This window comes from Janthinobacterium sp. ROICE36 (genome assembly GCF_002869965.1).
Taxonomy (GTDB): Bacteria; Pseudomonadota; Gammaproteobacteria; order Burkholderiales; family Burkholderiaceae_D; genus Janthinobacterium.
The window spans coordinates 26783-53702 of the sequence record NZ_PEBS01000004.1; the positions used below are offsets into that span (position 1 = coordinate 26783).

At 63.9% G+C, this 26920-nt stretch carries 26 protein-coding genes; 12 read left to right on the plus strand and 14 right to left on the minus strand.

Annotated elements, in window-relative coordinates; genetic code table 11:
* The first annotated feature begins 73 nt into the window (after positions 1-73).
* The 3 genes from CSZ94_RS02730 to glcF are packed head-to-tail and all read left to right on the plus strand — an operon-like array spanning position 74 to position 3886.
* Positions 74-1564, plus strand: coding sequence for an FAD-linked oxidase C-terminal domain-containing protein (locus tag CSZ94_RS02730; protein ID WP_102120097.1), 1491 nt, complete (start codon positions 74-76; stop codon positions 1562-1564).
* Positions 1565-1579: 15 nt separating this feature from the next.
* On the plus strand, positions 1580-2650 hold the full coding sequence (gene glcE / locus CSZ94_RS02735) for a glycolate oxidase subunit GlcE (protein WP_102120098.1): 1071 nt from the start codon (positions 1580-1582) through the stop codon (positions 2648-2650).
* Between the two features lie 6 nt (positions 2651-2656).
* A complete protein-coding gene (gene glcF / locus CSZ94_RS02740) occupies positions 2657-3886 on the plus strand; it encodes a glycolate oxidase subunit GlcF (protein ID WP_102120099.1) in 1230 nt (409 codons plus the stop codon).
* Here the strand turns inward: glcF and CSZ94_RS02745 are convergent.
* The 4 genes from CSZ94_RS02745 to CSZ94_RS02760 form a co-directional block, all read right to left on the minus strand.
* Positions 3879-5990, minus strand: coding sequence for a putative bifunctional diguanylate cyclase/phosphodiesterase (locus tag CSZ94_RS02745; RefSeq protein ID WP_102120100.1), 2112 nt, complete (start codon positions 5988-5990; stop codon positions 3879-3881). The genes glcF and CSZ94_RS02745 overlap by 8 nt on opposite strands.
* Positions 5991-6172: 182 nt before the next feature.
* A complete protein-coding gene (locus tag CSZ94_RS02750; protein WP_102120101.1) occupies positions 6173-6658 on the minus strand; it encodes a glutathione peroxidase in 486 nt (161 codons plus the stop codon).
* A 1-nt stretch (position 6659) separates the two neighbouring features.
* Positions 6660-7799 carry a PilT/PilU family type 4a pilus ATPase gene (locus CSZ94_RS02755; protein WP_180977336.1) on the minus strand — a complete coding sequence of 380 codons (1140 nt, stop codon included), beginning with the start codon at positions 7797-7799 and terminating at the stop codon, positions 6660-6662.
* A gap of 4 nt (positions 7800-7803) precedes the next feature.
* Complete coding sequence (locus CSZ94_RS02760) at positions 7804-8847, minus strand: type IV pilus twitching motility protein PilT (protein ID WP_102120102.1); 1044 nt, start codon at positions 8845-8847, stop codon at positions 7804-7806.
* Positions 8848-8917: 70 nt separating this feature from the next.
* Here CSZ94_RS02760 and CSZ94_RS02765 point away from each other — a divergent pair, with 70 nt between their 5' ends.
* Both CSZ94_RS02765 and proC read left to right on the plus strand, forming a co-directional pair.
* Positions 8918-9619, plus strand: a complete 702-nt coding sequence (locus CSZ94_RS02765; RefSeq protein WP_102120198.1) for a YggS family pyridoxal phosphate-dependent enzyme — start codon at positions 8918-8920, stop codon at positions 9617-9619.
* 19 nt (positions 9620-9638) lie between these two features.
* Positions 9639-10469 carry a pyrroline-5-carboxylate reductase gene (gene proC / locus CSZ94_RS02770; RefSeq protein ID WP_102120103.1) on the plus strand — a complete coding sequence of 277 codons (831 nt, stop codon included), beginning with the start codon at positions 9639-9641 and terminating at the stop codon, positions 10467-10469.
* On the opposite strand, the gene CSZ94_RS02775 is transcribed toward proC, so the two are convergent.
* From CSZ94_RS02775 to CSZ94_RS02810, 8 genes are all read right to left on the minus strand, one after another.
* A complete protein-coding gene (locus CSZ94_RS02775) occupies positions 10470-11186 on the minus strand; it encodes an anti-sigma factor (protein WP_102120104.1) in 717 nt (238 codons plus the stop codon). It lies immediately after the preceding gene.
* Entirely contained in the window at positions 11183-11740 is a 558-nt protein-coding gene (locus CSZ94_RS02780) for a sigma-70 family RNA polymerase sigma factor (RefSeq protein ID WP_102120105.1), read from the minus strand. Before CSZ94_RS02780 ends, CSZ94_RS02775 begins: the two co-directional genes overlap by 4 nt.
* A gap of 91 nt (positions 11741-11831) precedes the next feature.
* Positions 11832-12389, minus strand: a complete 558-nt coding sequence (locus CSZ94_RS02785; RefSeq protein ID WP_180977337.1) for a DUF3455 domain-containing protein — start codon at positions 12387-12389, stop codon at positions 11832-11834.
* An 89-nt stretch (positions 12390-12478) separates the two neighbouring features.
* On the minus strand, positions 12479-12826 hold the full coding sequence (locus tag CSZ94_RS02790) for a hypothetical protein (protein ID WP_102120106.1): 348 nt from the start codon (positions 12824-12826) through the stop codon (positions 12479-12481).
* Positions 12823-13209, minus strand: a complete 387-nt coding sequence (locus CSZ94_RS02795) for a phage holin family protein (protein ID WP_102120107.1) — start codon at positions 13207-13209, stop codon at positions 12823-12825. The genes CSZ94_RS02790 and CSZ94_RS02795 overlap by 4 nt, the downstream gene beginning before the upstream one ends.
* Positions 13210-13265: 56 nt before the next feature.
* Complete coding sequence (locus CSZ94_RS02800; RefSeq protein ID WP_046683402.1) at positions 13266-13622, minus strand: glycine zipper domain-containing protein; 357 nt, start codon at positions 13620-13622, stop codon at positions 13266-13268.
* 108 nt (positions 13623-13730) lie between these two features.
* Positions 13731-14585 (minus strand): 4-hydroxybenzoate octaprenyltransferase, encoded by an 855-nt coding sequence (ubiA, locus tag CSZ94_RS02805; RefSeq protein WP_102120108.1) that lies wholly within the window; start codon positions 14583-14585, stop codon positions 13731-13733.
* 77 nt (positions 14586-14662) lie between these two features.
* Entirely contained in the window at positions 14663-15601 is a 939-nt protein-coding gene (locus CSZ94_RS02810; RefSeq protein WP_102120109.1) for a hydrogen peroxide-inducible genes activator, read from the minus strand.
* A 252-nt stretch (positions 15602-15853) separates the two neighbouring features.
* Between CSZ94_RS02810 and rfaE2 the strand changes: the two genes are divergently transcribed.
* From rfaE2 to CSZ94_RS27875, 7 genes are all read left to right on the plus strand, one after another.
* On the plus strand, positions 15854-16336 hold the full coding sequence (gene rfaE2 / locus CSZ94_RS02815) for a D-glycero-beta-D-manno-heptose 1-phosphate adenylyltransferase (protein WP_102120110.1): 483 nt from the start codon (positions 15854-15856) through the stop codon (positions 16334-16336).
* Positions 16337-16494: 158 nt separating this feature from the next.
* Positions 16495-17949 (plus strand): hypothetical protein, encoded by a 1455-nt coding sequence (locus tag CSZ94_RS02820; protein WP_146009721.1) that lies wholly within the window; start codon positions 16495-16497, stop codon positions 17947-17949.
* Positions 17946-19415 carry a hypothetical protein gene (locus CSZ94_RS02825; RefSeq protein WP_102120112.1) on the plus strand — a complete coding sequence of 490 codons (1470 nt, stop codon included), beginning with the start codon at positions 17946-17948 and terminating at the stop codon, positions 19413-19415. The genes CSZ94_RS02820 and CSZ94_RS02825 overlap by 4 nt, the downstream gene beginning before the upstream one ends.
* A gap of 151 nt (positions 19416-19566) precedes the next feature.
* On the plus strand, positions 19567-19899 hold the full coding sequence (locus CSZ94_RS02830; RefSeq protein WP_258000746.1) for a hypothetical protein: 333 nt from the start codon (positions 19567-19569) through the stop codon (positions 19897-19899).
* A 36-nt stretch (positions 19900-19935) separates the two neighbouring features.
* Positions 19936-23613: a tubulin-like doman-containing protein gene (locus CSZ94_RS02835; RefSeq protein WP_102120114.1), complete on the plus strand. Its 3678-nt coding sequence runs from the start codon at positions 19936-19938 to the stop codon at positions 23611-23613.
* Positions 23614-23646: 33 nt separating this feature from the next.
* Complete coding sequence (locus tag CSZ94_RS02845; RefSeq protein WP_180977338.1) at positions 23647-24843, plus strand: hypothetical protein; 1197 nt, start codon at positions 23647-23649, stop codon at positions 24841-24843.
* A gap of 25 nt (positions 24844-24868) precedes the next feature.
* Positions 24869-25615, plus strand: a complete 747-nt coding sequence (locus tag CSZ94_RS27875) for a hypothetical protein (RefSeq protein WP_180977339.1) — start codon at positions 24869-24871, stop codon at positions 25613-25615.
* Here CSZ94_RS27875 and trmL read toward each other — a convergent pair.
* A complete protein-coding gene (gene trmL / locus CSZ94_RS02855; protein ID WP_034784868.1) occupies positions 25612-26082 on the minus strand; it encodes a tRNA (uridine(34)/cytosine(34)/5-carboxymethylaminomethyluridine(34)-2'-O)-methyltransferase TrmL in 471 nt (156 codons plus the stop codon). The two genes, CSZ94_RS27875 and trmL, sit on opposite strands and share 4 nt — an antisense overlap.
* Before the next feature lie 31 nt (positions 26083-26113).
* Positions 26114-26869 (minus strand): ComF family protein, encoded by a 756-nt coding sequence (locus tag CSZ94_RS02860; protein ID WP_102120117.1) that lies wholly within the window; start codon positions 26867-26869, stop codon positions 26114-26116.
* Positions 26870-26920: the final 51 nt, after the last annotated feature.

The following is a 26920-nucleotide window of genomic DNA, read 5'->3' on the forward strand; positions in this document are numbered from 1 at the left end:
GGACAAAAAATGCGCTGCGCGCCACTTTTGTGCTTACAATCGTTGCACGCCCATGCCTTTCCGCCCCCATCTTATGCTCAATGTTGCCCCTGAATCCGGCTTGACCGCCGCGCGCCAACAAACTGTCGTCGCGGCCCTGCTGGCCGTGCTGCCGGCGCGCTGCGTGCTGTCCGATGCCGAAGATACGCGCCCTTATGAGTGCGACGGCCTGGCTGCCTACCGCCAATTGCCGATGGTGGTCACCCTGCCCGACACGGAAGAACAGGTCATCGCCATCCTTGGCGTCTGCCGGGAACTGAAGGTGCCGATCGTACCGCGCGGCGCCGGCACGGGCTTGTCGGGCGGCGCCTTGCCGATCGCCGATGGCGTGGTGCTGTCGACGGCGCGCCTGAACCGCATCGTGCGCCTCGACGCCTACGCGCGCACGGCCGTGGTGCAGCCGGGCGTGCGCAACCTGGCCATTTCCGAAGCAGCGGCGCCCTACGCGCTGTACTACGCGCCCGATCCATCCTCGCAGATTGCCTGCAGCATCGGTGGCAACGTGGCGGAAAACTCGGGCGGCGTGCATTGCCTCAAATACGGCTTGACCGTGCACAATGTGCTGCGCGTGCGCGTCGTTACCATAGATGGCGACGTGCTGGAACTGGGCGGTGTATGCCTGGACGCTCCGGGCCTCGACCTGCTGGCCGTCTTCATCGGTTCCGAAGGCATGCTGGGCATCGTCACGGAAGTGACGGTCAAATTGATCCCGAAACCGGCCACGGCGCGTGTCATCATGGCCTCGTTCGGCGACGTCGTCACGGGCGGCAATGCGGTGGCCAACGTGATCGCCGCCGGCATCATCCCGGCCGGCCTGGAAATGATGGACCAGACCTCCTCGCGCATGGTCGAACCGTTCGTCAAGGCTGGCTACGACATCGACGCGGCGGCCATTTTGCTGTGCGAAGCGGATGGAACGCACGAGGAAGTGGAAGAGGAAATCGCCCGCATGACGGCCGTGCTGGAAGGGGCGGGCGCCAGCGCCATCGCCGTTTCGCAGTCGGAAGCGGAGCGCATGAAATTCTGGTCCGGCCGCAAGAACGCCTTTCCCGCAGCGGGACGCATCTCGCCCGACTACTACTGCATGGACGGCACCATCCCGCGCAAGCGCCTGGCGGAAGTCCTGACGGGTATCGCCGGCATGGAAACGATGCATGGCTTGCGCTGCGCGAACGTGTTCCACGCGGGCGATGGCAATCTGCATCCATTGATCCTGTTTGACGCCAACAAGCCCGGTGAATTCGAGCGCGCAGAAGCGTTTGGTGCGGACATATTGGCCCTGTGCGTGGCCGTGGGCGGCACCATCACGGGCGAGCATGGCGTGGGCATGGAAAAGATCAATTCCATGTGCGTGCAGTTTACGCGCGCCGAACTCGATGCCTTCTTTGCCGTCAAGCGCGCCTTCGATCCCCACACCTTGCTGAACCCGGACAAGGCGATACCCACCTTGAACCGCTGCGCCGAATTCGGCAAGATGCATGTGACGGCGGGACGCCTGCCGTTCGCCAACCTGCCCCGTTTTTAACCGCCGGAGACTCCTTTGCAAGCGATAGTGGAACAATTCAGGCAGCAGATCCTGGCGGCCAGCGCGGCGGGCAAGCCGTTATGCCTGCGCGGCGGCGGCACGAAAGACTGGTATGGCCAGCAGTTTGATGGCGAGGTGCTCGACACGCGCGCGTATGCCGGCATCATCGACTATGAACCGACGGAACTGGTGATCACGGCCCGCTGCGGCACGCCGCTGGCCGAGATCGAGGCGGCGCTGGACGCGCGCAACCAGATGCTGGCTTTCGAGCCGCCGCACTTCGGCCCGAAAGCCACGTTGGGCGGCGTCGTCGCCAGTGCGCTGTCCGGTCCGCGCCGGGCCAGCGCGGGCGCCTTGCGTGATTTTGTGCTGGGCGCCGTGCTGATGGATGGCCACGGCGAGCGCCTGGCCTTTGGCGGGCAGGTGATGAAAAATGTGGCCGGCTACGATGTCTCGCGCCTGCTGGCGGGGTCCCTGGGCACTTTGGGCCTGATCCTGGAAGTGTCGCTGAAGGTCCTGCCCGTGCCGCTGCGCGAAGCGACGTTGCGCGTGGCTTGCGCGGAAATCGCCGCCTTGCGCATGCTCAATGAATGGGCGGGCAAGCCGCTGCCGATCTCCGCCAGTTGCTGGCATGACGGCGTGCTGACGGTGCGCCTGTCCGGCGCTGAAGCTGCCGTGTCGGCGGCGCTGCACACGCTGGGCGGCGAGGTGCTGGCAGCGCAAGACGCGGCCGCCTTCTGGCTGGCCGTGCGCGAGCAGACGCATGCTTTTTTTGCGGGCGCGGGCAGCCTGTGGCGGCTGTCGCTGCCGCCGCACGCCAGCGCCATGATACTGACAGGGCGTCAGCTGATCGAGTGGGGCGGCGCGCAGCGCTGGCTGAAGCTCGATGGCGACGCCGATGTGCAAGGCGTACGGCACATACGTCAGGCGGTGGCGGCCGCCGGCGGCCACGCCACCCTGTTCCGCGGCGGCGACAAGGCGGTGGGCGTGTTCCACCCGCTGGCGCCCGCTGTTGAAAAAATCCACCAGCGCCTGCGGCAGGCTTTCGACCCTGCCGGCATCTTCAACCCGCACAGAATGTATTGAGCGCGCATGCAAACCAATCTCGCCGATTTCATCAAGAATACGCCGGCAGGCGACGAAGCCGAAGCCATCCTGCGCGCCTGCGTGCATTGCGGCTTTTGCACGGCCACCTGTCCCACCTACCAGTTGCTGGGCGATGAACTCGATGGCCCGCGCGGACGCATTTATCTGATCAAGCAAGTGCTCGAAGGCGCGCCCGTCACCGCCAAGACGCAGACGCACCTGGACCGCTGCCTGACCTGTCGCAACTGCGAGTCGACCTGTCCCTCGGGCGTGCAGTACGGGCGCCTGGTCGATATCGGCCGCCATGTTGTCGAGCAGCGCGTGCAGCGCCCCTTGCGCGAACGCGCCTTGCGCTTCGCCCTGAAGGAAGCCTTGCCGCGCCGCTGGCTGTTTACTCCCGTGTACAAGGCGGGGCAGGCGCTGCGCCCCTTGCTGTCAAAAAGTTTGCAGGACAAGCTGCGCCCGGGCGCCGCCGCCGGCGCATGGCCGACGCGCCAGCACGCGCGCACCATGCTGCTGCTCGATGGCTGCGTGCAGCCAGCCATGTCGCCCAACATCAACGCGGCCACGGCGCGCGTGCTCGATGCGCTGGGCGTGCAATTGATCGTCGCGCCGAAGGCCGGCTGCTGCGGCGCGCTGCGCCATCACCTGAACGACCAGGAAGCGGCGCTGGACGACATGCGCCGCAATATCGACGCCTGGTGGCCGTATGTCGACAGCGCCGAAGCCATCGTCATGACGGCGTCGGGCTGCGGCGCCACGGTGAAGGAATATGGCCATCTGCTGGCACACGACGCCCACTATGCGGACAAGGCGCGGCGTATCGCCGCACTGACGCGCGATTTGTCCGAGATCATGCCGGACTTCGAAGCGGAGCTGGTGGCGCAGCTGGAAGGGCGCATCGGCAAACGAGTGGCGTATCACCCGCCCTGCACCCTGCAGCATGGCCAGCAGGTGCGCGGCAAGGTGGAGCAGGTGCTGCGCGCCGTCGGTGTCGACGTGCGCCTGTGCGCCGACAGCCATCTGTGCTGCGGTTCGGCGGGCACGTATTCGATCTTGCAGCCGGCACTGTCGCAGCAGCTGCGCGACAACAAGGTGGCGAACCTGGAAGCGTGCGAGCCCGATGAGATTGTGTCCGCCAATATCGGCTGCCTGAGCCACCTGCAGTCGGGCACGCAGACGCCCGTGCGGCACTGGATTGAGCTGATCGATTCCGCCTTGACGCCCGTCAAATAGGTATCTCGCTGTACTGTGCCATGCGCCATTGCGGCGCCGGCACGAAGTTGGCTGCCCACTCCAGCACGGCGTCGGCCGGCATGGGGCGGGCGATGCCGTAGCCTTGCGCCAGGTCGCAGCCCAGCTGGATCAGGCGCGCGCCATGCTCGACGCTTTCCACGCCTTCGGCGATCACCGTCAGGGAAAATGAACGGGCCAGGCCGATGACGGCGCGCACCAGGTGCAGGTCGTCGCGGTCGTTGAGCATATTGCGCACGAAGCTCTGGTCGATCTTGACGATGTTGGCTGGCAGGCGCTTCAAATACGACATCGACGAGTAGCCGGTGCCGAAATCGTCGAGCGCGAACGTGATGCCCAGCGCCTGGCAGGCGCGGATGATGCGGCGCACGTCCTCGATGTCGTGCAGGGCTGACGATTCAAGGATTTCCAGTTCCAGCATGCTGGCGCGCACGCCGGGAAATTCGCCGAGGATGGTTTCCAGGCGCGAGACGAAGTCCGGTTGCTGGAAGTGGCGCGCCGCGATATTCACGCTGACCACCCAGTGCTTGCCAGCGGCACTCCAGCGCTGCATCTGCCACAAGGCTTGGCGCAGCACCCATTCACCGATGTCGATGATCAGGTCCGTCTGCTCCACCAGTGGCAGGAATTGCGCGGGCGCCAGCACGCCGCGGCGCGCATGCTGCCAGCGCAGCAGCGCTTCCATGCCTACTACCGTGCCGGCGCGCATGTTCACCTTGGGCTGGTAGTACAGCCGCAGTTCGCCGTTGATCAGGGCCTGGCGCACTTCCGTGCGCTGGTTGTGGTGCGTGCGCACTTCTTCATCGAGGTTGGTGTCGAAGAAGTGGTACTGGTTGCGCCCCGTCAATTTGGCCTGGTAGACGGCGTGGTCGGCATGACGCAGCAGGCTTTCCGTATTCAGGTCCTTGCCCGCATACACGGCGATGCCGACGCTGGCCGTCATGTGCAGCGCCTGCTGGTCGCAGTGGTAGGGGCGGCTCAGTTCCTGCATCAACTGTGTGACGTTCTGTTCGATGCTGGCGATGCTGGCCTGGCCGCACAGCAGCATGACGAATTCATCGCCGCCCAGGCGCGCCGCATAGTGGACCTGGCCTGTAAAACTGTGCAGGCGGCCCGCCACCTGCTTGAGGATTTCATCGCCCGCCTCGGCGCCGTAGCGGTCGTTGATGGCCTGGAAGTGGTCGAGGTCGAACAGGCAGACGGCCAGCAGGCGCTGGCGTTCGCGCGCCAGGAATAGTTCCTGTTCGAAGCGGGCGGCCAGCGCGGCCCGTTTGGGCAAGCCTGTCAGCACATCATTGTAGTTTTGCCATGACAGTTTTTGCAGCGCCTGCTGCATGTGCACGGTTTCGTTCAGCTGTTCGCTCAGCTGGTGCTGGCTGGTCTTGAGCGACGTCAACAGTTCTTCGACGTCGCCAGCCATGCTGTTGAACGAGTGCGACACGGCTTGCGCTTCGGGCGTGGCGCCGGCCGCCAGGCGCACGGCGAAGTTGCCTTCGCGGAAGCGGTCTGTCGCTTGCACCAGCCGCGCCAGCAGCCTGCGGTGCGTGGCCAGGATCAAGCCCAGCAGGAGAAAGACCAGCACGATATTGATGGTGCTGAGCACGGCCTGCTCGCGAACCCTGTGCCATACCTGCGCCAGGGGCAGGCCGGGCGTGTAGTGCAGGTCGAGGATGCCGTCGCCGCCGTCCGGCAGCGCCACCGTCAGGCGGCTGCGGATGGCTGTGATGCCGGCCAGGCGCGCGAACCACGCCGGCACCGTGTCCGCCACGCTGTCGGCCAGCGGTTTGTCGGCCAGCACTTCGAGATGTCCGCCAGCCGTATACCAGCGCACGGAGGCAAGGCTGCGGTTCAGCGGCAGGGCGCTGCGCAGCACCTGCCGCACGCTGTCGTGCATCGTGTGACTGTCCGTGCGCACGGCCAGCGGCAGCACGCTATTGGCCAGGAACAGGTCGAGTTGCCGGGCGTCGCTCTGGTAGCGCGTATTGGCCAGCGCGCTTTCCGAGCCGAGCAGGGCATGATAACGGATAGCGGAAACGGCGAGTATCAGGAAGAAAATAGGAATGAACAGGCGGGAATAAATGCCCATCCGCATCCATGAAGATATTAATTTCCCAGAGACTGGCATCGTTTTTGATCGATATACGCGAATAATTATGTCAACATTATCACCGAAATTTGCTATTGGAAACACAATATTGATATCAAGCATGAAATAAACACGGATAGCTTGATTCCACTGTTTTTTGTTTTAAATCAAGACCTCGCGTGCTATTCCTGTAGTAATTGCCGAATGTCAGCCGCCAGGCTGGCCGGTTTGCTGGCCGTCGCGTAGCGGCGAAATACGCTGCCATTCTTGCGCACCAAAAACTTGGTGAAATTCCATTTGATCGACTGCGTGCCCAATATGCCGGGTGTCGCCTGTTTTAATTGCGCAAACAGGGGATGGGTATGCGGGCCATTCACATCGATCTTGGCAAACAGGGGAAAGGTGACGCCGAAGTTTTTTTCGCAAAAGGCGCCAATTTCCCCGTTCGAACCCCGTTCCTGCTGGCGGAATTGATTGCAGGGAAAGCCCAGCACGACCAGGCCCTGCTCCTGGAACTCGCGGTACAGCGCTTCCAGGCCCGCGTATTGTGGCGTGAAACCGCAGGCGCTGGCCGTGTTGACGATCAGCAGCACCTTGCCCTGGTAGCGCACCAGATCGACGGGCGTGCCGTCCAACGCCTCGGCCTGGAACTCGTGGATGCTGCGCATGTCAGAGCAGTCCCAGTGTGGCGGCGCCCGTTTTCGGGGCGGGTTCGGGCATCGTCGTGCCCTGGAGTTTGATTGCCAGGCGCAGGTCGTTGACGGAGTCCGCATTGCGCAGCGCGTCTTCATGGCTGATGGTGCCCGCTTCGTGCAGGTCGAACAGGGCCTGGTCAAAGGTTTGCATGCCATGCTCGCGCGATTTTTTCATCAATTCCTTGATTTCGTGTACCTGGCCCTTGAAGATCAGCTCGCTCATCAGTGGCGAATTGAGCAGGATTTCCAGCGCCGCCTTGCGCCCGCTACCCTCCTTGTTGGGGACCAATCGCTGCGAAATCATGCCCTTCAAATTGAGCGACAGATCCATCAGCAGTTGCTGGCGCCGCTCTTCGGGGAAGAAGTTGATGATGCGGTCCAGCGCCTGGTTGGCGTTGTTCGCGTGCAAGGTCGCCAGGCACAAGTGCCCCGTCTCGGCAAACGCGATGGCGTGGTCCATGGTCTCGCGGTCGCGGATTTCACCGATCTGGATCACGTCGGGCGCCTGGCGCAAGGTGTTTTTCAGGGCCGTGGCCCAGTCGTCCGTATCGACGCCCACTTCGCGCTGGGTGACGATGCAGTTGCCGTGCGGGTGGATGAATTCCACGGGGTCTTCGATGGTGATGATGTGGCCGTGGCTGTGCGCGTTGCGGTGGCCCACCATGGCCGCCAGCGTGGTCGATTTGCCGCAGCCCGTGGCGCCCACCATGATGACGAGGCCCCGCTTGCTCATCACGATGTCTTGCAGGATGGCCGGCAAGCCCAGTCCATCCAGGGTGGGGATGGCGGTATTGATCAATCGCAAGACCATGCCTGCCTGGCCCATCTGCACGAAGGCGGACACGCGGAAGCGCCCCAGACCGTCCGGACTGATGGCGAAATTGGCTTCGCGGCTGGACTCGAACTCGGCTGCCTGGCGCGCATTCATGACGGCGCGCACGTAGCCGGCCGCCTGCTGCGGGGCTAGCGCGGCACCCGCCAGCGGCGTCAGCTTGCCGTCGAGCTTGATGGCGGCAGGAAAGCCGGCCGTGATGAACAGGTCGGAGCCGCCCCGTGCGCGCATCTGCGCCAGCAGCGCGTGCATGGCGCCATAGTGTTCGTGCGTCGTCTGCATGGGCTTATCCGGGGAAGTTTTCAGGCGACTTGGCGGCCGCGCGGGCCGCTTCGGCCGTAATCGTGCCGCGCCGCACCAGCTCGGAGAGACACTGGTCCAGCGTCTGCATGCCCACATTGCTGCCCGTCTGGATGGCCGAATACATTTGCGCCACTTTCGCTTCGCGGATCAGGTTGCGCACGGCCGGCGTGGCCAGCATGATTTCATGCGCGGCCACGCGGCCGTTGCCGTCCTTGGTTTTGATCAAATTTTGCGAAATGACGGCTTGCAAGGATTCGGACAGCATGGCGCGCACCATTTCCTTTTCTTCGGCAGGGAAGACGTCGATGATGCGGTCGATCGATTTCGCCGCCGACGAGGTATGCAGGGTGCCGAACACCAGGTGCCCCGTTTCGGCCGCCGTCAGCGCCAGGCGGATGGTTTCCAGGTCGCGCAACTCGCCCACCAGTATCACGTCCGGGTCTTCGCGCAGGGCCGAGCGCAGCGCATTGCTGAACGAATGCGTGTGCGAACCCACCTCGCGCTGGTTGATCAGGCATTTTTTTGGCTCATGCACGAATTCGATCGGGTCTTCGATGGTCAGAATGTGGTGGTTCAGGCGTTCGTTGACGTGGTTCACCATGGCCGCCAGCGTGGTCGACTTGCCGGAACCCGTCGGGCCCGTGACCAGCACGAGCCCGCGCGGGCGCATGGCCAGCTCGCCGAAGATGCGCGGGGCGTTCAGCTCTTCCAGGGTCAGCACCTTCGACGGAATCGTGCGCAGCACGGCCGAAGCGCCCCGTTCCTGGTTGTAGGCGTTGACGCGGAAGCGGGCCAGGCCGGGAATCTCGAACGAGAAATCGCATTCCAGCGCTTCTTCATAGACCTTGCGCTGGCTGTCGTTCATGATGTCGTAGATCATGCTGTGCACTTCCTTGTGCTCGAGCGGAGCCACGTTCAGGCGGCGCACGTCGCCATGGACGCGTATCATCGGCGGCAGGCCGGAAGACAGGTGCAGGTCGGAAGCCTTGTTGCTGACGGAGAAAGCGAGTAGTTCGGAGATGTCCATTTATAATCCCTGTGCCTGCATTGATGGGCTGGCGCACTGTGCCGCCGCCCCTATACACTAGAAAATGATTATGTCCACAATCGAACAGAACTTGCAAGCCGTGCGCGACAGTATTGCGCAGGCCGCCGCTGACGCGCAGCGCGCGCCGGACGACGTGACCCTGCTGGCCGTCTCGAAGACCTTCGGCGCGGACGCCGTGCTGGCAGCGGTGCGCGCGGGCCAGGCGGCATTTGGTGAAAATTATCTGCAAGAAGCGCTCGACAAGATTGTCGCCATCAAGCTTGCGCTGCCGCAAGGCGGGCCCATCTGGCACTTCATCGGCCCCATCCAGAGCAACAAGACGCGCCCCATCGCCGAGCATTTCGACTGGGTGCATACGGTGGAACGGGAAAAGATCGCCGCGCGCCTGTCCGAACAGCGCCCGGCCGGCTTGCCGGACTTGAATATCTGCCTGCAAGTCAATATCAGCGGCGAGGCCAGCAAGAGCGGCGTGACACCGGCTGAATTGCCGGCGCTGGCGCGCGCCGTGGCGCAGCTGCCCCGCTTGCGTTTGCGGGGCCTGATGGCGATTCCCGAGCCGGAAACGGAGGTCAACCTTCAGCGCTTTGCGTTTGCGCAATTGCGCGCGCTGTATGAACAATTGAAGGCCGACGGGCTGGCGCTCGATACCCTGTCGATGGGTATGTCGGCCGACTTGCGCGCCGCCGTGCTGGAAGGGGCCACCATCGTGCGCGTGGGCAGTGCCATCTTCGGTTCACGCAACTATTCCTGATTTTTTTGAAAGTACAGCCATGACGACAGAATTGAATATCGCATTTGTGGGCGGCGGCAACATGGCGGCGGCCCTGATCGCCGGCCTGGCGGGCAAGTTGACGCTGGGCGGCAACATCCACGTGATCGACCCGCATGCGCCGGCACTGGAAAAATTGCAGGCGCAATTCGGCGTCACGACGGCCACTTCCGCCGGCGAGGCGCTGCGCGCAGTAGATGTGATCGTGCTGGCCGTGAAGCCGCAAAGCATGCGCGAAGTGGCGGCGCAATTGCTGCCCTTCCTCGACGGGGAAGGGGCGCCGCTGGTCCTGTCGATCGCCGCCGGCATCCGCGCGCAAGACCTGTCGCGCTGGCTCGGTGACTACCCTGCCATCGTGCGCTGCATGCCGAACACGCCGGCCCTGATCGGCATGGGCATCACCGGCATGGTGGCCAGCAGCGGCGTCAGCGACGAGCAAAAGAAGACGGCGGACGCCATCCTGCGCGCCGTCGGCCAGACCGTCTGGCTCGACGACGAAGCGAAGATTGATCCCGTCACGGCCGTGTCCGGCAGCGGTCCCGCCTATGTGTTTTACTTTATCGAAGCGATGCAGCAGGCGGCCACGGAACTGGGCTTGACGCCGGAGCAGGGCACGCAACTGGCGATTGCCACTTTTACGGGCGCGGCGCAGCTGGCGGCGAACTCCAGCGAAGCCGTGTCGCTGTTGCGCGAAAGAGTCACGTCGAAGGGCGGCACGACGTATGCGGCGCTGACCAGCATGGAAGAGAGCGGCGTGAAGGCGGCCATCGTCAAGGGCATCAAAGCGGCCGCGCAGCGCGGGCGCGAGATGGGCGAGGAGCTTGCCAAGTAACTAGATGACCTTGACGGCGCGGCCTATGTAGAGCACCGGCCCCGTCGGCCGGCCCGTGGGCGAGCCCGTTGCCGGCTCCAGCGTGATTTCAAACAGCTGCTCGGGCTGCAGCGGCGGCAGCTTGTCCAAGGTCAACTTGAGGCTCTGGCCCGGCTTGACCAGGCCCAGCGAGACGGGCGCGCCCCAGTCCTTGCCCTTGGTCCAGAATTGCAGGGCTTTTTGCTGCGGCACATTTGTTGGCCCAAGCGGGATCAGGCTCAAGTCGCGGTTCTTGCCGCCGCGTCCGCCCGCCTGCACGATCCAGCCCGGCGACTTGTCCTGCGGCGCCACCAGCACCACCAGATAGCCGGGTCCGCCCGGTGCTTGCAGTTGCACTCTGACCAGCACGGCCAGCGCGGCCGTGGCCGCCAAGCCGCCGCCGGCCAGTAGTCTCCAGAACGCCAGGCTGTTCCACCACGCCTGCCAGCCGCCCGCCTGTTGCACGGTCTTGGGCGTGAACAGGCTGGCGCTGATGCGCGGCCACAGCTGGGTCGATGGCTGCTCGGGCGGCGCCAGGGTCGTCAATGGCAGCAAACGTTGCTCCCAGGCGGCCACTGCATCGCGCAAGGCTACGTCGCGCGGCAAGCGCTGTTCCACTTCCGCGCGCTCGCTCAGCGCCAAAGTGCCCAACACGTATTGGCTGGCCAGCCGCTGCAATTGCTCGTCGCTATCCATCATCCCATGCACTCCCGCAAGGCGGCCAGGCCCCGCTTGACCCAGGCTTTCACCGTGCCCAGCGGTGCTTGCAGGCGCTGCGCGATTTCACTGTGGGAACAGCCATCGACGTAGGCATACAGGATGCTGTTGCGTTTGGATTCGTCCAGGTGAGCGAGGCAATCGTGCAGCTTGCCCATGTCCGCCTGAAGGGCGTAGGCATCACCGGCATCATGGCCTTGTCGTTCGTGCAGCAGGGTTTCCACGCTATCCTCGTCGGCCGATACTTCATGCGCGCGGGCGCGCGCCACGTTCAGCGCCTGGTGCCGCACCACGACATAGATCCAGCCCTTGCCGCTGCCGCGCGTGGCATCGAAGCTGCCGGCGCGGCGCCAGATATTCAGGAAGGCGTCGTGCAGCACGTCTTCGGCCAAGGCCCGCTGGCGCACGATGCGCAGGGCCACGCCCAGCAGGTAGCGGCTTTCCTGCTGGTACAGGCCATGCAATGCCTGCTGCTCGCCCCTGGCGCAGGCGCGCAGGGCGGCATCGTAATCGTAAGGGGCGGCTAGCGTTGGCAAGGTTGGCGCAATCGTCAGGGGTAAGGGTTAGCAAGTTTTTAAGGCCGAGTATAGGCCAGAAACCGGCTTGCCAACCGTCACGCTGTCGTATTTATGCTGCTTTCCAGAAGATGTAATCGGCCTGGTAGGGCACCCATTGCTTGGCGCCGATCGATTCCATGCCGCAGGGGCTGCTTGGCGCCACGCCGCCGCTGGTGGCCACGCGCTGGATGTAGCTGACGCCCTGCATGGCGCCGTTGCCCGTGGCCGGGTTGGCTTTCACCAGTTGATACGGGATATTGCCCGCGCCGGCAGGCACCACGGCCATTTGCGTGGCCATCACTTTCGAACCGTCGAGGTTAGCCCAGGTGGCTGGTGGACCGACATATGTGCCCACTTGCATGCCGCTGCGGTCGTTCAGGGCCGCGTCCGGTCCCACGAAGACCCATTCGTGGCCCGTCATGTCTTTTTTCGCCTTGCATTCGTAGGCGATCTTGCCCACGCCCACCGTTTGCATGGCGACTTGATGGCCATCGGGCACTTTGACGGCGTTCGGCAATTGTTCTTGCGAATAGCGCGCGTTCATGGGGGCGCAGGCGCTCAGCAGCAGGGCGGCGCCCAGCATAGTGAGGGCGGGAATGGCGTGGCGTGGGGCGGTGAAGGCAAGCATGGCGAACTCCTGGTAGTTGGCTCAACCGGTTGGTTGATGTCATTACTACGCATGGGCCTGCCATTTGGATGCAGCCAGGCAAAAAATATTTAAGGCGGCGTTTCTTTCTTGCTGAAACGCTGCGCCAGCGCCAGTATGACGGGCATGGCGGTGGTGGCGTGCTTGAGCAGCGCGCCGCTGGCCCGCAGCAGGGGCAGGAAGCGGCGCGGGCGCACCAGTAGCAGGCCCAGCGCGGCGCCGCCCAGCATCAGGGGAAATTTGAAGCGCGTGGCCAGGGTGTGGCGCAGATTGCCGCCCGTCAACGGTTCCAGCAACTGGCGCGTCTGCACGCCCAGGGCCAGGCGCTGCAGCGCGCATTCGGCCAGCAGCGCGTCGCGCCGCTGCGCCAGGCTGGCGGCCGTGTGGACATGCGACAACTTGGTAGGATGCGTTGTCATGGCCGCTCCGATTCCCGGCGCGCCAGCAGTTGAAGCTCGTCCAGGTCTTTGTTCAGTTCGGAAAGTGTGAAGGACAGCAGTTTCGGCTTGCTGCGGAAACGGGCGCGCACGCCCAGCAAGATGGCGAGGGCGCCAACGATGAAGATGGCGGCCGTGATGGCGATGGCGGCGATGCGGTGCGTATCCCAGAACAGCACGATGACGAGGAAGACCAGCAGCACCAGGCCGACCAACAGGCACAACAGTGCCAGCATGGCCAGCGCCAGATAGGACAGGAAGCGCAGCGACTCTTCTTCCATTTCCACGGCCGCCAGTGCCAGACGGGTCTGGACGATGGCGGCGAGAGTCGCTGCGACTTGGGCGACATGGTGCACGATAGCCATATGCTGCCTTTCGCGTCAGGAGACGGCCCACGCCGTCGGTACTGCGTCGGTGCTACTTAGCGGCGTGACGAAGAAAGCAGCAGGCCGAACAGCACGCCCACGACGGCGCCCGCACCGACAGCTTTCCAGGGATTGTCCTGCACGTATTCGTCGGTGGCCTTGGCCGCCTTCTTGGTACGTTCGAGCAAGTCTTCTTCCAGCTTGATCAAGTCTTTCTTGGCCGTTTCCAGGGTGGCGATGAACTTGTCCTTGACGGCTTTGACATTCTCGCCCGTCTGATCCTTGGCGCCATCGAGCCAGCCTTCCGCTTCATTGATGACGGTTTTCAAGTCGCCGACCAGTTTGTCGCGGGCCTTGTCGGCGTCGGCGAGGATGCTGTCGCTGCTGGATTTTCCCGTATGTATCGAGCTCATGTATTACCTCATGGAAGTGAAACTGCACAGTGAAATACCAGTGTAGGTAGCAGCGGACAGGCTAGTCTTGCGCCGCCTCAAGAACTGCCGCAGCGCAAGGACTATTGATTAGCGGAAAGCAAAGTCCAGCACCACGCCCGCAAACACCGCTGCTCCTAGCCAGTTATTATGCCGGAACGCCGCAAAACACGGCAGACGCTCGCGTGCGCGGATCAATGTGTAGTGGTAAACGGCGCAGCCGGCCGCCACCAGCAAGCCCGCCACATACCAGTAGCGCAAGCCCAGGTGCCAGCCGCATACCAGCCACAGCAGCAGGAAAGCGGCATAGCACAGCATGATGATGGCCACGTCGTAGCGGCCAAAGGTGATGGCCGAGGTCTTGATGCCGATCTTTAAGTCGTCGTCGCGATCGACCATCGCGTATTCCGTATCGTAGGCCACGGCCCAGAAGACATTGCCCAGCAGCAGCAGCCAGGCGACGACGGGCACGGAATCCGTGATGGCGGCAAAGCCCATGGGAATGCCGAAGCCGAAGGCGATGCCCAGGTAGGCTTGCGGAATCGCAAAGAAGCGTTTGAAATAGGGATAGGTGGCGGCGATGATGACGGCGGCCACCGACAGCTGCTTGGTGAGCGCATTCAAGGGCAGGATCAGGCAGAAGGCCAGCACGGTGAGCACGCCGGCCACGGCCAGTGCTTCCTTGCCACTGATGCGCCCGCTGGTGATGGGACGCTCCACCGTGCGCTTGACGAATTTGTCGATATCCTGGTCGGCGTAGTCGTTGATGGCGCAGCCTGCCGAGCGCATCAGGAAAGTGCCGAGGGTGAAGATGAGCAGCAGTCGCCAGTCCGGCACGCCCTGCTGCGCCAGCCACAGCGCGCACAGGGTAGGCCACAGCAGCAATACGGTACCGATAGGCTTGTCCAGCCGTATCAGGCGGAAATACAGCGCCAGCTTGTTCATGGAAGACTCGATCTTGTTGAAGAGAAAGGTCGATTATCGCAAATAGTATGGCTATGTACTATTTTGACGCCTGGCCGCTAGGCTGCGTCTTCGCACAAGGGCGTGATGCCAGGCAAGTCGCAGCTGGCGATGGCCGCGCACAGGGCATCGATGGCCGCCTTGCGCGTAAAACTCTTGCGCCAGAGCATCACCACTCTGCGCGATGGCACGGGCGCGGCGAATGGCCGGTATTCGAGCATGCCTTCGGTGGCATGCATATTGGACACGGAGGCGCGCGGCAAGACCGTCAGGCCGATGCCGCTGGCCACCATGTGGCGGATGGTTTCCAGCGAGGAACCTTCAAACGTACGCTGCATGCCGTTGCCGGGTGAGGAAAAGCGCGCCATTTCGGGGCACACTTCCAGCACCTGGTCGCGAAAGCAGTGGCCATTGCCCAGCAGCAGCATGGTTTCCGATTTCAAATCTTGCGCGGCGATTTTTTCGCGCGCCGTCCACGGATGCTGACGCGGCATGGCCACGACAAACGGTTCGTCATACAGTTCCTGCATGGCCATGCCGTGGTCGGGCAGGGGCAGGGCCATGATGGCCACGTCCAGTTCGCCCTGGCGCAGTAATTCTAGCAGGCGAACCGTGAAGTTTTCCTGCAAGATCAAAGGCATTTGCGGCACCTGGTCTATCATGGCCTTGACCAGGGGCGGCAGCAGGTAGGGGCCGATCGTGTAGATCACGCCCAGGCGCAGGGGGCCGGCTAGCGGATCCTTGTTTTGCTTGGCGAGTTCCTTGATGGCGGCCGTCTGTTCCAGCACGCGCTCGGCTTGCGCTATGATCTGCGCGCCCAGGGGCGTGACGGAGATTTCCGCGCCGCCCCGTTCGAACAGGACTACGCCCAGTTCGTCTTCGAGTTTCTTGATGGCCACTGACAAGGTGGGCTGGGCCACGAAGCAAGCCTCGGCAGCATGGCCGAAATGCTTCGCTCGCGCGACTGCAACAATATATTTCAGTTCAGTCAGTGTCATAGTTTGATTGAAACACAGGAAGTGTTTACTTGCAATGAATGAAAGGTGGCGCAAACGTGAAACTGTAGCGCCGATGGCGTATTGTAGCGGATCGCCCCCTATAATGCGGGACTGGGCAGCGAAGGGAAATGGCTGCAGGCGCTGGTGCCGGCCATCCTGGCCCTGATCGATGCCTGGCGCCACGATGGCGGCGACATGCAAGGTGATAGCCGCGCTGGACGGTGACCATATTTAACCCAACAAGAGATATTCATGCCTGATTTTGAAAACAAACTGTGCGGCCGTGAAGAACTGCATGCGCGCGCGCAAGCCCTGCCGAAACCGGTGGTGGTGACGAATGGCGTGTTCGACATTCTGCACCGCGGCCACGTCACTTACCTGGCGCAGGCGCGCGCGCTGGGCGCCTCGCTGGTGGTGGCCGTGAATACCGATGCCTCCGTGAAACGCCTGGGCAAGGGCGATGACCGTCCCCTGAACAGCTGCGAAGACCGCATGGCCGTGCTGGCCGCGCTGGAAGCGGTGAGCCTGGTGGTGCCGTTCTCGGAAGACAGCGCCCTGGAAGTGGTGCAGGAGATCGCGCCGGAAATCTATGCCAAGGGCGGCGATTACGACATGGCGGCCATTCCTGAAGGACAGGCCGTGCTGGCGTATGGCGGCCAGGCCGTGGCCATCGATTTCGCGCACGACCGCTCGACCACGAAGCTGTTGACGAAAGTGCGGACGCAGCAGGGCTGAAGAGCGCCGTCAATGTTTCCATACAGATAAAAAGACGTTACTATGAGAACTGCCAGGGTTGCGACCTCGTTGCGTCAGCCCCAGCACACGTTACACCGTCTGAATGCATTGCTAGTCATAGAAAATACATGGATCTTAAAACTTCTGGGGATTGGGCAGTGCCCTCTGGCGTCTGGTACGTCGATGACGATGGCGCGTGGACCATGCAGCGCAGCGCGGAGGGCCAGAACGTCTCGCCCTTGCTGAGCTCTGCCGATATCGGCCTGCTGATGCATGCGCGGCGCCTGCCCGCAGCCGCCGGCACGCCCGTGCGGCAGTTTCCGCCTGAATTCTCGTTCGACCCCGCCTCCGGCGCGGCCTTGCAAATACCACCCGACACGGCCGTCACGCCGCCCTGGGTGCCGCCCTACGGTGCGCAGCCCGTCAGCGATGTGCCGCCGGCTGGCGCGGCCGGCTTGCGCCAGGCCAGCGTGCCCTTGAAACTGGCCGACCAGCGCGCGCGCGAAGAGCATGCGCAGGCCGACGCCTCGCTGCCCATGCCGCCGCCGGGCGAGTACGAATTCTTTTCTGCCCAGTTCGGCACCAGCGCCGCCGCGCTGCTGGCGCTGGATCCGCGCAAGGCCGTCTTGCACGCCTGGTTGCCCGCCTCGAAACGCTGGCTGGCGCTGGACCCCGAGTATGGCGGTTTGCTGGCCGAATCGGACCTGGCCCACGGCGCCTGGCGCGCCGAGCTGGTGCCGGAGTTCAACAGCGTGCTGGTCTTGCCGACCAGCCATGGCCTGGCCTGCATCCGTCCCGACCTGCCTTCGCTTTCCTACGTGGTCGAGCATGTGGGCAAGGCGCCGTGCGCGGCCGCGCCCGTCTGGTTCCAGAACCGCCTGTGGGCGCCGCTGCGCGATGACGATGGCCGCATGCGCTTCGTCAACCTTGACGCGCAACAAAAGCCGGGCAGCGATGTGCTGCTCGACGGCGTCGTGGAACTGGGCGCCGTCAGTGTGCCCGTGGCCTACAACCGCATGGCCGTGTGGCCCTGCGCCAACGGCCAGTTGCGCTTGCAACTGCAGCCGGACGGCAACGTGGCCGCTTCGTTTACGCCCTGGCCCGAAGGGCTGGTGCCGCATTTCGAATTCGGCAGCCCCTATCTGTCGCGCGATGGTGGCTTGTGGCAACTGTGCTTTGAAAGCCGCCGCGGCACCTATGTGTATGTGAAACTGGGCGGCCAGGTCGAGAAGGCCGATGCACTGGCGCCGCGCCTGTGTTCGGGCAGCTTCAATTACCGCTTCGCCACCAAGCTGAAAACGGCGCCGTGGGAAGAGCCCGAACACGGCGACGATGGCGGCAAGAACCAGGCCGTCATGCCGCTGCTGGAATCGAGTGCTGGCAACAGCGTGTTTGGCGTGAAGTTTGCCACCAGCGCCGGCTTGTCCAGCGTGCTGCGCTCGAACGAGCGCCTGGCGGCCCAACTGGTGCAGGACGATGAATTGCGCGAAACCGTGTTTCATACCTTTGCCGTCAGCGAGCCGTGGCGCGTACGCCTGTTTATCCATGAACGCATGCTGTGGGCTTACCACCCGCTGCTGTCGCGCATCGATGGCTGGACCTTGCAGGCATGAAGGCGCGCTTACTGAGCGTGGCCTGCGCCGCGTTTTTCAGTGCCGCCGCCACGCATGCGGCCGGCATCCAGCAAGCGTTTCTGGTGCAAAACTCGGGCTGGATGGAGCCGTTCTACACGGATGAGCATTCGCAGCTCAAGGCCCTGGTGGGCGCCGTGGCGCAGGCCGCCACGAAGCCGTCCGATAAAGTCTATACCCTGGCCTTCAGCCAGAGCAGCGGCGCGCACGTGTCGCCGTCGCTGCTGGGGCAGGGGCAGGGCGGCGGGGGCGTGGCGGGCCAGTTGGCCGGCCTGGGCCTGGCGCGCAAGAGCGCCGGCGGCGCGCTGGCCGACACGGACTTCCAGGAAGCCGTCACCAAGACCATCACGGGCCCGTTCCAGTCTGCGCCCGGCATCGTGTGGATCTTTACCAATAACAAGAATAGCCCGAACAACGACAGCCAGACGGCTGAACGCAACCGCGACTTTTACCGCTTGCTGCATCTGGAGCCATCGATCACCAAGACGCTGGTGTTTCCGCTGCGCATGCCGGTGCAGGGCAAGTTGTACAGCGCCAAGGGCTTGATGGTGTATGCGCTCGCATATGGCCAGCCCGCGTCGGAGGCGTTGAACCGCATCCTGGCCGAAGGGCGGCTGTCGCAAGTGCTGACGCGCCCGCCCGCGCGATTGAAACCGGTGGACCAGGATGCCGTGCGCATCGTGCCCCAATCCGTCAAGAACAGTCCCAACGTGCACGCCAGCCTGGGCCGCGACGGGCGCACCATCGTGCTCGACGTCGATGCGGCGAATCTGGTGCCGCAAGTGGTGCTGCAGGCGTCCTTGCAAAACATGTTTTTCCCGTATGTGATCGACAGCGCCAAAGTGCACGCCAGCCTGGTGGGCCAGAATGCGCCCCTGCGCGTTGCGCCAGATCAAATCCGCCAGTTGCAGCCGGGCGCCAGCCAGTCCGTGCAGGTACAGTTTGCGCTGCCGATGGCGCAGATTGCGTCGCCGTGGTCGGCGCAGGCGATCACCGCCATGGGCAAGCAAGTGCTGCTGCCCATGCAGGCGCAGGTGGGCCTGTCGGAACAGCGACTGGCGCTGGCGTCCAGCTTTGGCAAGGATTTGCAGGAATTGTTCCCCGGCGATCCGATCTCGGACATGTTCACGCCGCCCGACAGCGTGCGCGCCTCGCAGGCGACGATCCCCTTGCTGGTGCGCATACAGTATCCGCTGCTGCCCGTGCTGGTGATATTGGGCGGCGTCCTGGCGCTCGTGCTGGGCTTGCTGGCGCTGGGTTTGCTGGGCACGCGCGCCACGCGTTACAAGGTGACGGCCGACGGCGTGCAGCGGCAAGTGTTATTGAAGCCGTTCAAAAGCGTGCAGATCCGCGATGATGACGGCCGCGATATCGGCGAACTCAAGCGTGGCCTGGGCAAGCCAGCCATCGTGCGCGTGGCCGAAGGCCATACCCTGAGCCTGGCCTGAACAACCATTCTTTAAAAAAACTTCCATTCAACTGAGGCATACCATGGCGCAAGACACTCCCAAAGACAACACTGGTTTTATTTTGCCGGCTCCGGCGTCCGCGCCACCGGCGGCAGATGCCCCTGCTGCCAGCGCTGCCGCCAGCATCGCAATGACCGAAGCTGCGCCCGCGCTCGATCCTGCCAGCACCACCGATACCTCGTCGCGCGACACCCTGGTCGGCGGCGTGGTGCTGTTGCTGTTGTTCATCGCCTTTTTCTTTGCCAAGAATGCGTATGCGAATGGCCTGGTGGCCAAGCGCGTGCCGCCCAACAAGGCCAATGCCTCGGGCTGGTGGCTGTTCATCTTCCTGGCCAGCCTGGCCACGGGCGTGGTGCTGGCCGCCGTGAACGCGCATAAATTCCTCGCGCCACTGTTCATGGGACCGCTGGTGCTGGTGGGCCTGGTAGCGTTACTGTTGACATTTACTTCCAGCCGCCGCTAAGAACACGCCGTCGTACGCACCATCGAAGGAATCACCATGACAGAGAACCTGAAGCTAACCATCACCGGCGGCGCCAGCGAGCGCAAGCAGGACAAGATCATCGAACTGCGCCCGACCCTGTTCATCGGCATCGGCGGCACGGGCATGCAGGTACTGATGCGCGTGCGCCGGCGCATCCTCAACACCCTGTGGGGTGGCGCGGGCAAGCGCACGCGCATCGAGGGCTTGGCGGACTTTCCCATCGCGCAATTCATCCATTTCGACCTCGACAATGGCGCCGTGATCGAGAGCGGCGAATCGCAGGCGAAGGACTTGCAATTCGACCAGGTGAAGTTCACGGACGACGACAAGGTGGTCGAATCGTTCGATATGGACAAGTACAGCCGCGATGAAGATTCTCTGGAGAAATATCCGCACATCAAGGAATGGTTGCCGCTGACGCCGCAGCGCATCCGCGAATTGCGTTTCGACATGAGCAGTGGCGCCGGCCAGATCCGCGCCGTCTCGCGCCTGTATTTCTTCGACAAGTATGCCAAGATCCGCGACAAGATCCGTTTGAAACTGAAAGCCTTGAAAGCGGGCCTGTCGCACGAGCGCCAGCTGGCCGAACTGGGTTTACGCATGGAAACGAACCGTTTCCGCATCGTCATCGTCGGTTCCGTGGCGGGCGGCACGGGTTCCGGCTCCTTCCTGGACATGGGCTTGCTGGCGCGCTGGCTGGCGCGCAGCGAAGTGGGCGCGGCCGACGTCGAGCTGATGCTGTTCTTGCCGACCGGCTATACCAAGGCCAACAAGGACAGGGTCGAGGCCAACGGCTATGCGGCGCTGATGGAGCTGGAATCGGCGATGATGGGCAACAAGGGCTATGTGGGCCGCTGGGATGCGTATGACAGGCCGGAACTGACGCGCGAGCCGTACAGCGAGGTTTACCTCATCGATTCTGGGAATCTTGCCCAGCAGCACACCAAGGAAGTCAGCGACGTGTACCACATGGTGGCCGATTCGCTGTTCGAGGATTTCGCCTCGGCCGACTTTGCGCGCGCCAAGCGCTCGATCGCCGTCAACCAGGCGCAGCACAAGAACTCGCTGTACAACGCGCCCGTGCCGCAAGACCGCTTCGGCGACATGCGCCTGTATTTTTCGAAGCGTTTTTCCTCGTTCGGCATGGCCGTGCTCGATACGCGCCAGGAAGCGGCGCGCGACGAGCGGGCCCACCGCTGGGCCGGCGCCATGCTGCAAGCGTTCTTTGGGGTGGGCGGCACGGATGCGGGCGCCAACCGCGCCACCGATACGCAGCGCGATAACTTCCTTTCTGCCAATATGTTCTTGAAGGGCACGCCGTTCAGCGATTTCCCCGAGTTTTCCGACAAGAGCATCGAACTGAAGCGCTCCAGCGGCGACTTCATCGATTTCCGCGTCGTCGACGAATTGCTGGAAGACCGCCACGGTCACTTGCTGGCCGGCGTGGAAAACCGGGTCAACACGCGCATCAACGATATCCGCACGGGTTTTGAGCGCAGCGAATGGCCGGCGCAGGTGCGCGACGCCATGAAGCATCTGGAACGCGACGCCGTGCGCGACCAGGATTCCACGGCCGATACGACCGAAGACCGCATCAGCAAGCGTCGCCGCGAAGTGCTCGACGATGTCAAGAAAGTCGTGCGCGACGAGTTGTATGGCTATCTTGATAATAAAGAGTTCGGCGGCCTGGAATACGTGTTGTCGCTGGTGGAACAGATCAAGGACCGCATCGAGGCGCCGGGCAGCGGCTTGACGGCGCAGATCGGCGCGAATGCCGAGCGCTACCGCGAAATCAAGGAAGCCGTGCGTTCGCGCGAATACGAGCGTCTGTTGAACAACCTGGAACAGACGCGCAGCACCTTCGGTTTCCTCAGCAATGGCGAAAAGCAGGCTGGCGTGGTGATGGACCATTTGCGCACGGAAATGGCCAATGCGCTGAAATTCCATTTGCGCGCCAAGGCGGCGGACGAGTCCGTCATCCTGCTGGGCGAACTGTCGCGCTGGCTGGGCAACCGTATCGGCGTCGATGCGCAAGGGCGCGCGCAATGGAATGGCCTGGTGGGCGAGTTGCAAACGGGCCGCGAAGGCGTGCTGGCCATGCTGGCGGAACTCAAAACGGCCAATATCATCCTGCAAAAGGACCTGGACAAGGAACACGCGACCCTGATCGTCATTCCTGTCACGGAAAAAGACATTGCACTGCCCTCGGCAGCCACCTTTCGCCAGTGGGCCGATGAAGCATTCAAGGACATGGGCGGTTCGAAAGCGCTGTTCCCCATGTTGGGTGAACCGGCGCAACGGGGCTTGATCCTGGCCAAGGTGACGCGCATGGCCGAGAACATGATCGCCACGGCGGGCCTGGTGGAAGGGGCGACGAGCACGCCCGACCCCCTGTTCGAGGCGCTGGAACAGATGGATGTATCCGAACGCCTGGACCGTTTCCGCAAGCTGCTGGCCTGCTCCATGCCGTGGATCGACGCCAATATGGCGGGCGATTTTACGGTCGTGTCGGACCAGTTCAAGTGCGTGATCGGCGTGGCCAACGCGGCCGCCTTCAAGGAGAAGTTCGGCGCCGAGCTCGAATCGTGCGTGCCGACCCAGGTGGGCATCACGGTGAGCCAGCTGGAAATCGTCGAGACGGGCATCCGCGGGCGCGCCGTCTGCTATTGCGAATTGGCCGGCGTGCCGATGACGGTGCTGCGCGGCCTGGAAGGCTGGCGTACCAGCTACCGCAAGGAAGGCGACAACGACAAGGCGCCGACCCACACGCATATTGATCCAACGCAATTCACGCACCCGATCGCGCCGAACACGGACGAGATGAAGCGCCTGGCGGAAGATTTCGGCGAATTCCTGCAAGCCATCATGCTGGGCGTGCTGACGCGCCACACGGGCCGCGTCGTGCCGCCGGGCCAGTACCAGTTTGCCGTCGAACCGGGCGATGTGCGCCGCATCGGCAATGAACGGGCCATCCGCCAGAACGGCATGCCCGCTTCGTACGAGAAAAATATCGCCCTGCGCATCGAGGAAAAACTCGCTGCGCTTGACGCCGTGCAGACGGCGGCCATGGCGGCGCTGGCAAAATACTATGAACGGGGCGTGTATGCGCCGAAGCTGGTGGCGCAGGCCGATGGCTCGCAACTGCCGTATATCGGCTTTGGCAGCGCCATTTCAGCCGAAGTGGGCGCGCGTTTGCGCGAGTCGGCGCGCCGCAAGGGCATGTCCAGCGATGAGCTCGACCGCACGGTGCAAGCGCTGCTGGGCCGCTTGAAGGAATGGGCGAATGTCATCGGCGACTCCGACAGCGATGCCTACGACTGGGAAGTGCGCGAGCCGGAAGCGGACGGCCAGCCCCGTCTGAAATACGCGATCAAGGGGGAGATGCTGGAAGCGGGGCGCCTGGAGCAATTGCTGCGCCCGGCCGGTAGCGTAGCGGCTGCAGCGGCGCCTGCGTTCGGCATGCCGCCGCCGCTGGTGGAATACCAGTATTTCCTGGGCATCAATGGCCAGCAGCAGGGCCCGTTCACGGCCCAGCAGATCGTGCAGTATGTGCAGGCGGGACAAGTGGTGCCGGCCACCGCCAAGGTGTGGCGCGCCGGCTTGCCGGCCTGGGTCGATCTGCTCCAGTTTGCCGAGCTGGCGCCCTTGTTCCTCAGCGCGCCGCCACCGTTGATGCCGCCGCCCCTGGCTTGAGTGCTGGAATGACGTTGGAATGAAGGATTAGTTTTGGATATCTGTATCAAATGCAAGGGCGGTCTGTTCAGCGCTGTCAGCCATTGTCCCTACTGCGGTCACGCCGTGGCTGGCGCGGCACGGCCAGCTGCGGCCGTGCCGCCACCGCTGCCACCCGTGCCCGCGCCTATGCCAGTAGCGCCGCCAGTGGCGCTCAAGCCGCCGCCCGTGCCGGTGGCACCGGCACCTGCGCCGAAACCGCCGCCGACACCGGCGCAGCGGCAAGCCGCGCCGAAGCCCGTGCCTGTGCTTCCACCGGCGCCTGCACCGGCAGTACCGCCGTCACCGCCGCGCAAGTGGCTGCGCTGGCTGGGCGGTATCGCCGTGCTGGCGGCCGTCATCGTCTACATGAATGGCAAGCCGGGCGGCAAGAACGCTGCGGCTTGCAATGACGCCATCGACAGCGGCCTCGCTTTGGTAGCGAATGGCAGCCTGGACGGCGCCCGCCAGAAGCTGGCGACGGCGAAAAATGTGTGTACGGGCAAGTCCAGCGCCAAGGCGGACGATTTGCAGGCGGCGATCGGCAAGGCGGGCGCCGCATCAGGCAGTTGCCAGCGCGGCGTGCGCGCCATCGAGCGCGCCATGGATGGCCATCAATTGCAAAGTGCCGTCAAGGGTATCGCCGCGCTCGACGCCGATTGCGCGGGCGCTGCCAGCGTGGCATCCTTGCGCAAGCAACTGGCGCGCCAGCAGGCGGCAGCCGCGTCCGTGCTGGTGGGGGTGCGCCAGGCACTCGATGGCAAGGATGCGGCTACGGCAAGGAATGGCATCGCCAGGCTGGAAGCGATCGACCGCGAAGCGGCGGAATTGCCGCAGTTGAAGGCCGACGTGCAAGCGCTGTCGGCGGCTGCGGCACCTGCGCCCGTTGTTGTGCCGGTAGAAACGGCAGCGGCCCGCGTCGTGCCAACGGAACCTGCACCCGCGCGCGCGGTCGAACGTTCAGCGATGGCCGAACGCCGTCCGCTGGAAACGTCGCCCGTCGATAGCGGCGCGGCCATGCGCAGCGAGATGGCGCAATCGTTCCTGCGCGATGCCGAGCGGTCTTTACTGGAAGGCAAGTTTGATGCGGCCAAGACGTATCTGGAAAGCGCGCGCCGCGTCGATCCTGGCAATGCGCGCATCGACAATCTGTCGCGCCGCATCCGCGAACGGGAACGGCAAGTGCTGCAGACGGAAACAACGATCAATTAGTCCAATTAGTCATCTGGGAGGTACCATGCTGAATCACACCACCTTGCGCGCCACTGCTGCACTGACCATCGCGGCCATGCTGGCCGGCTGCGCCACGGCGCCAGTGAATCCGAACGGCGTGCGCCAGGACAGTGCCTATCCGCAAGGTGGTACCCAGGCGGCCACGGATGAAGACCCGTGCAGCGTAGGCACGACGGCGGCGGCCGGCGCGGCCGTGGGGGCGCTGCTGGGTGCGCTGGCGGGCGGCAAGAATGGTGCGCTGAAGGGCGCGGCCATCGGCGGCGGCCTGGCGGCGGCCGGTTGCCTGGCCATCAATGTCAATTCGCGCCAGACCAAGACGGCGGCGCAGGCGGACCGCGACTATATCCGCGCGCGCGGCGCGCTGCCGCGCGAGCCGCAAGTGGTGTCGTACACGCCACAGCTGAGCGCGTCGACCGTCAAGCGCGGCCAGCCGTTCAAGGTCACGTCGGTGGTGGAACTGGTCAATGGCAGCGCGCAAAGCGTCAACGACGTGCGCGAAGAGCTGGTGGTGCTCGATCCGCAGGGCCAGCCATTCAAGTCCGGCTCGAAAGCCTTGGCCAGCAGCAACAAATCGGGCGGGCGTTTTGAAAACTCGTTCGAGCTGACCTTGCCGGCCGGCGTGTCGCAAGGCATCTATGGCGTCAAGACGAACCTGTACGTGAACGGCAAGCTGGCCGCCACGCGCGACCTGCGCACGCAGCTGGTGATGTTGGACGACAATAGCGGCGCGGCGCAGCTGGCGCTGCGTTAAGCCCCGCCCTGGTAGCCGTGCTGGCGCCAGGCTTCATACACGACAACGGCCACCGTATTCGACAAATTCAAACTGCGGTTGTCGGGGCGCATGGGCAGGCGGATGCGTTGCTCGGCAGGAAAACCGTCGCGCAGGGCCGGGTCCAGGCCTTTTGTTTCCGAGCCAAACACGAACACGTCGCCCGGCAAGAAGGCCACGTCGCCGAACGGGCGCGAGCCGCGCGTGGTCATGGCGAACATGCGCGCCGGGTCGGGCTGGGTGTCGGCCAGGAACGCTGCCCAGTTCTTGTGCACCTTCATCTTGGCGTAATCGTGGTAATCGAGGCCGGCGCGCTTCATCTTGGCATCGTCGAGCGGAAAGCCCAGCGGTTCGACCAGGTGCAGTTGCGCGCCCGTGTTGGCGCACAGGCGGATGACGTTGCCCGTATTGGGCGGGATTTCAGGTTCTACCAAAACAACGTGAAACAAAATGTTCTCCTCATATAGGTAACTAATCTATCTAATGCGGCGGCGTGCGCGCCACGACCAGGATGCTGACCTTGGCAGCCCCCGCGCGCTTGCAGGCGGTGGCCAGGGCATTGACGGTATGGCCGCTGCTCATCACATCGTCGACGATGCCCACATGGCAGTCTTGCAATAACGCTGCGTGTTCCGGCGCGATGGCGAAGGCGTGCGCCAGGTTGGCTTGCCGTTCCTGCGGCGCCACGCCGCTTTGCGCCCGCGTTTCGCGCACGCGCAGCGCCAGGCGGGGTTGCAAGTGTACGTGCAGCAGGCGCGCCAGCGGACGGGCAATTTCCAGTGCCTGGTTGAAACCCCGCTGGGCCAGGCGGGCCGGGCCCAGCGGCACAGGGCACAGCAGATGCGGCGCTTCCCACGCTTGTTGTTGCTGAATGGCAACATGCAGCAGTTCTGCCAACAGGGGCGCCAGCGCCAGGCGCGCGCCGAATTTCAGTTGCAACAGCAACTGGTCGACGGGCGCCACATAATCAAATGCCGTGACGGTAGTGTCATACGCGGGCCTGTGAAGCAAACAGCGCCCGCACAGCAGCGCCACCTCAATGTCCGCGAGCGGATTGGCGCACTGGCGGCAGCGCGGGCGCAACTGTCCCAGGTACTGCGCGCGGCAAGGCGGGCACAGCACTTGCGGGCAGCCGATGCCGCACAGCGCGCATTGCGCCGGCAACACCGTGGCGCCCAGCCACTGGCGCAGCGCTTGCCATGCGCCATCAAGGCGGGGCTGGATGGCGCATGGCATCGCGATGGCGTCCTTCCATGTACACTGCCGACATTATCTCACCTCACCGGT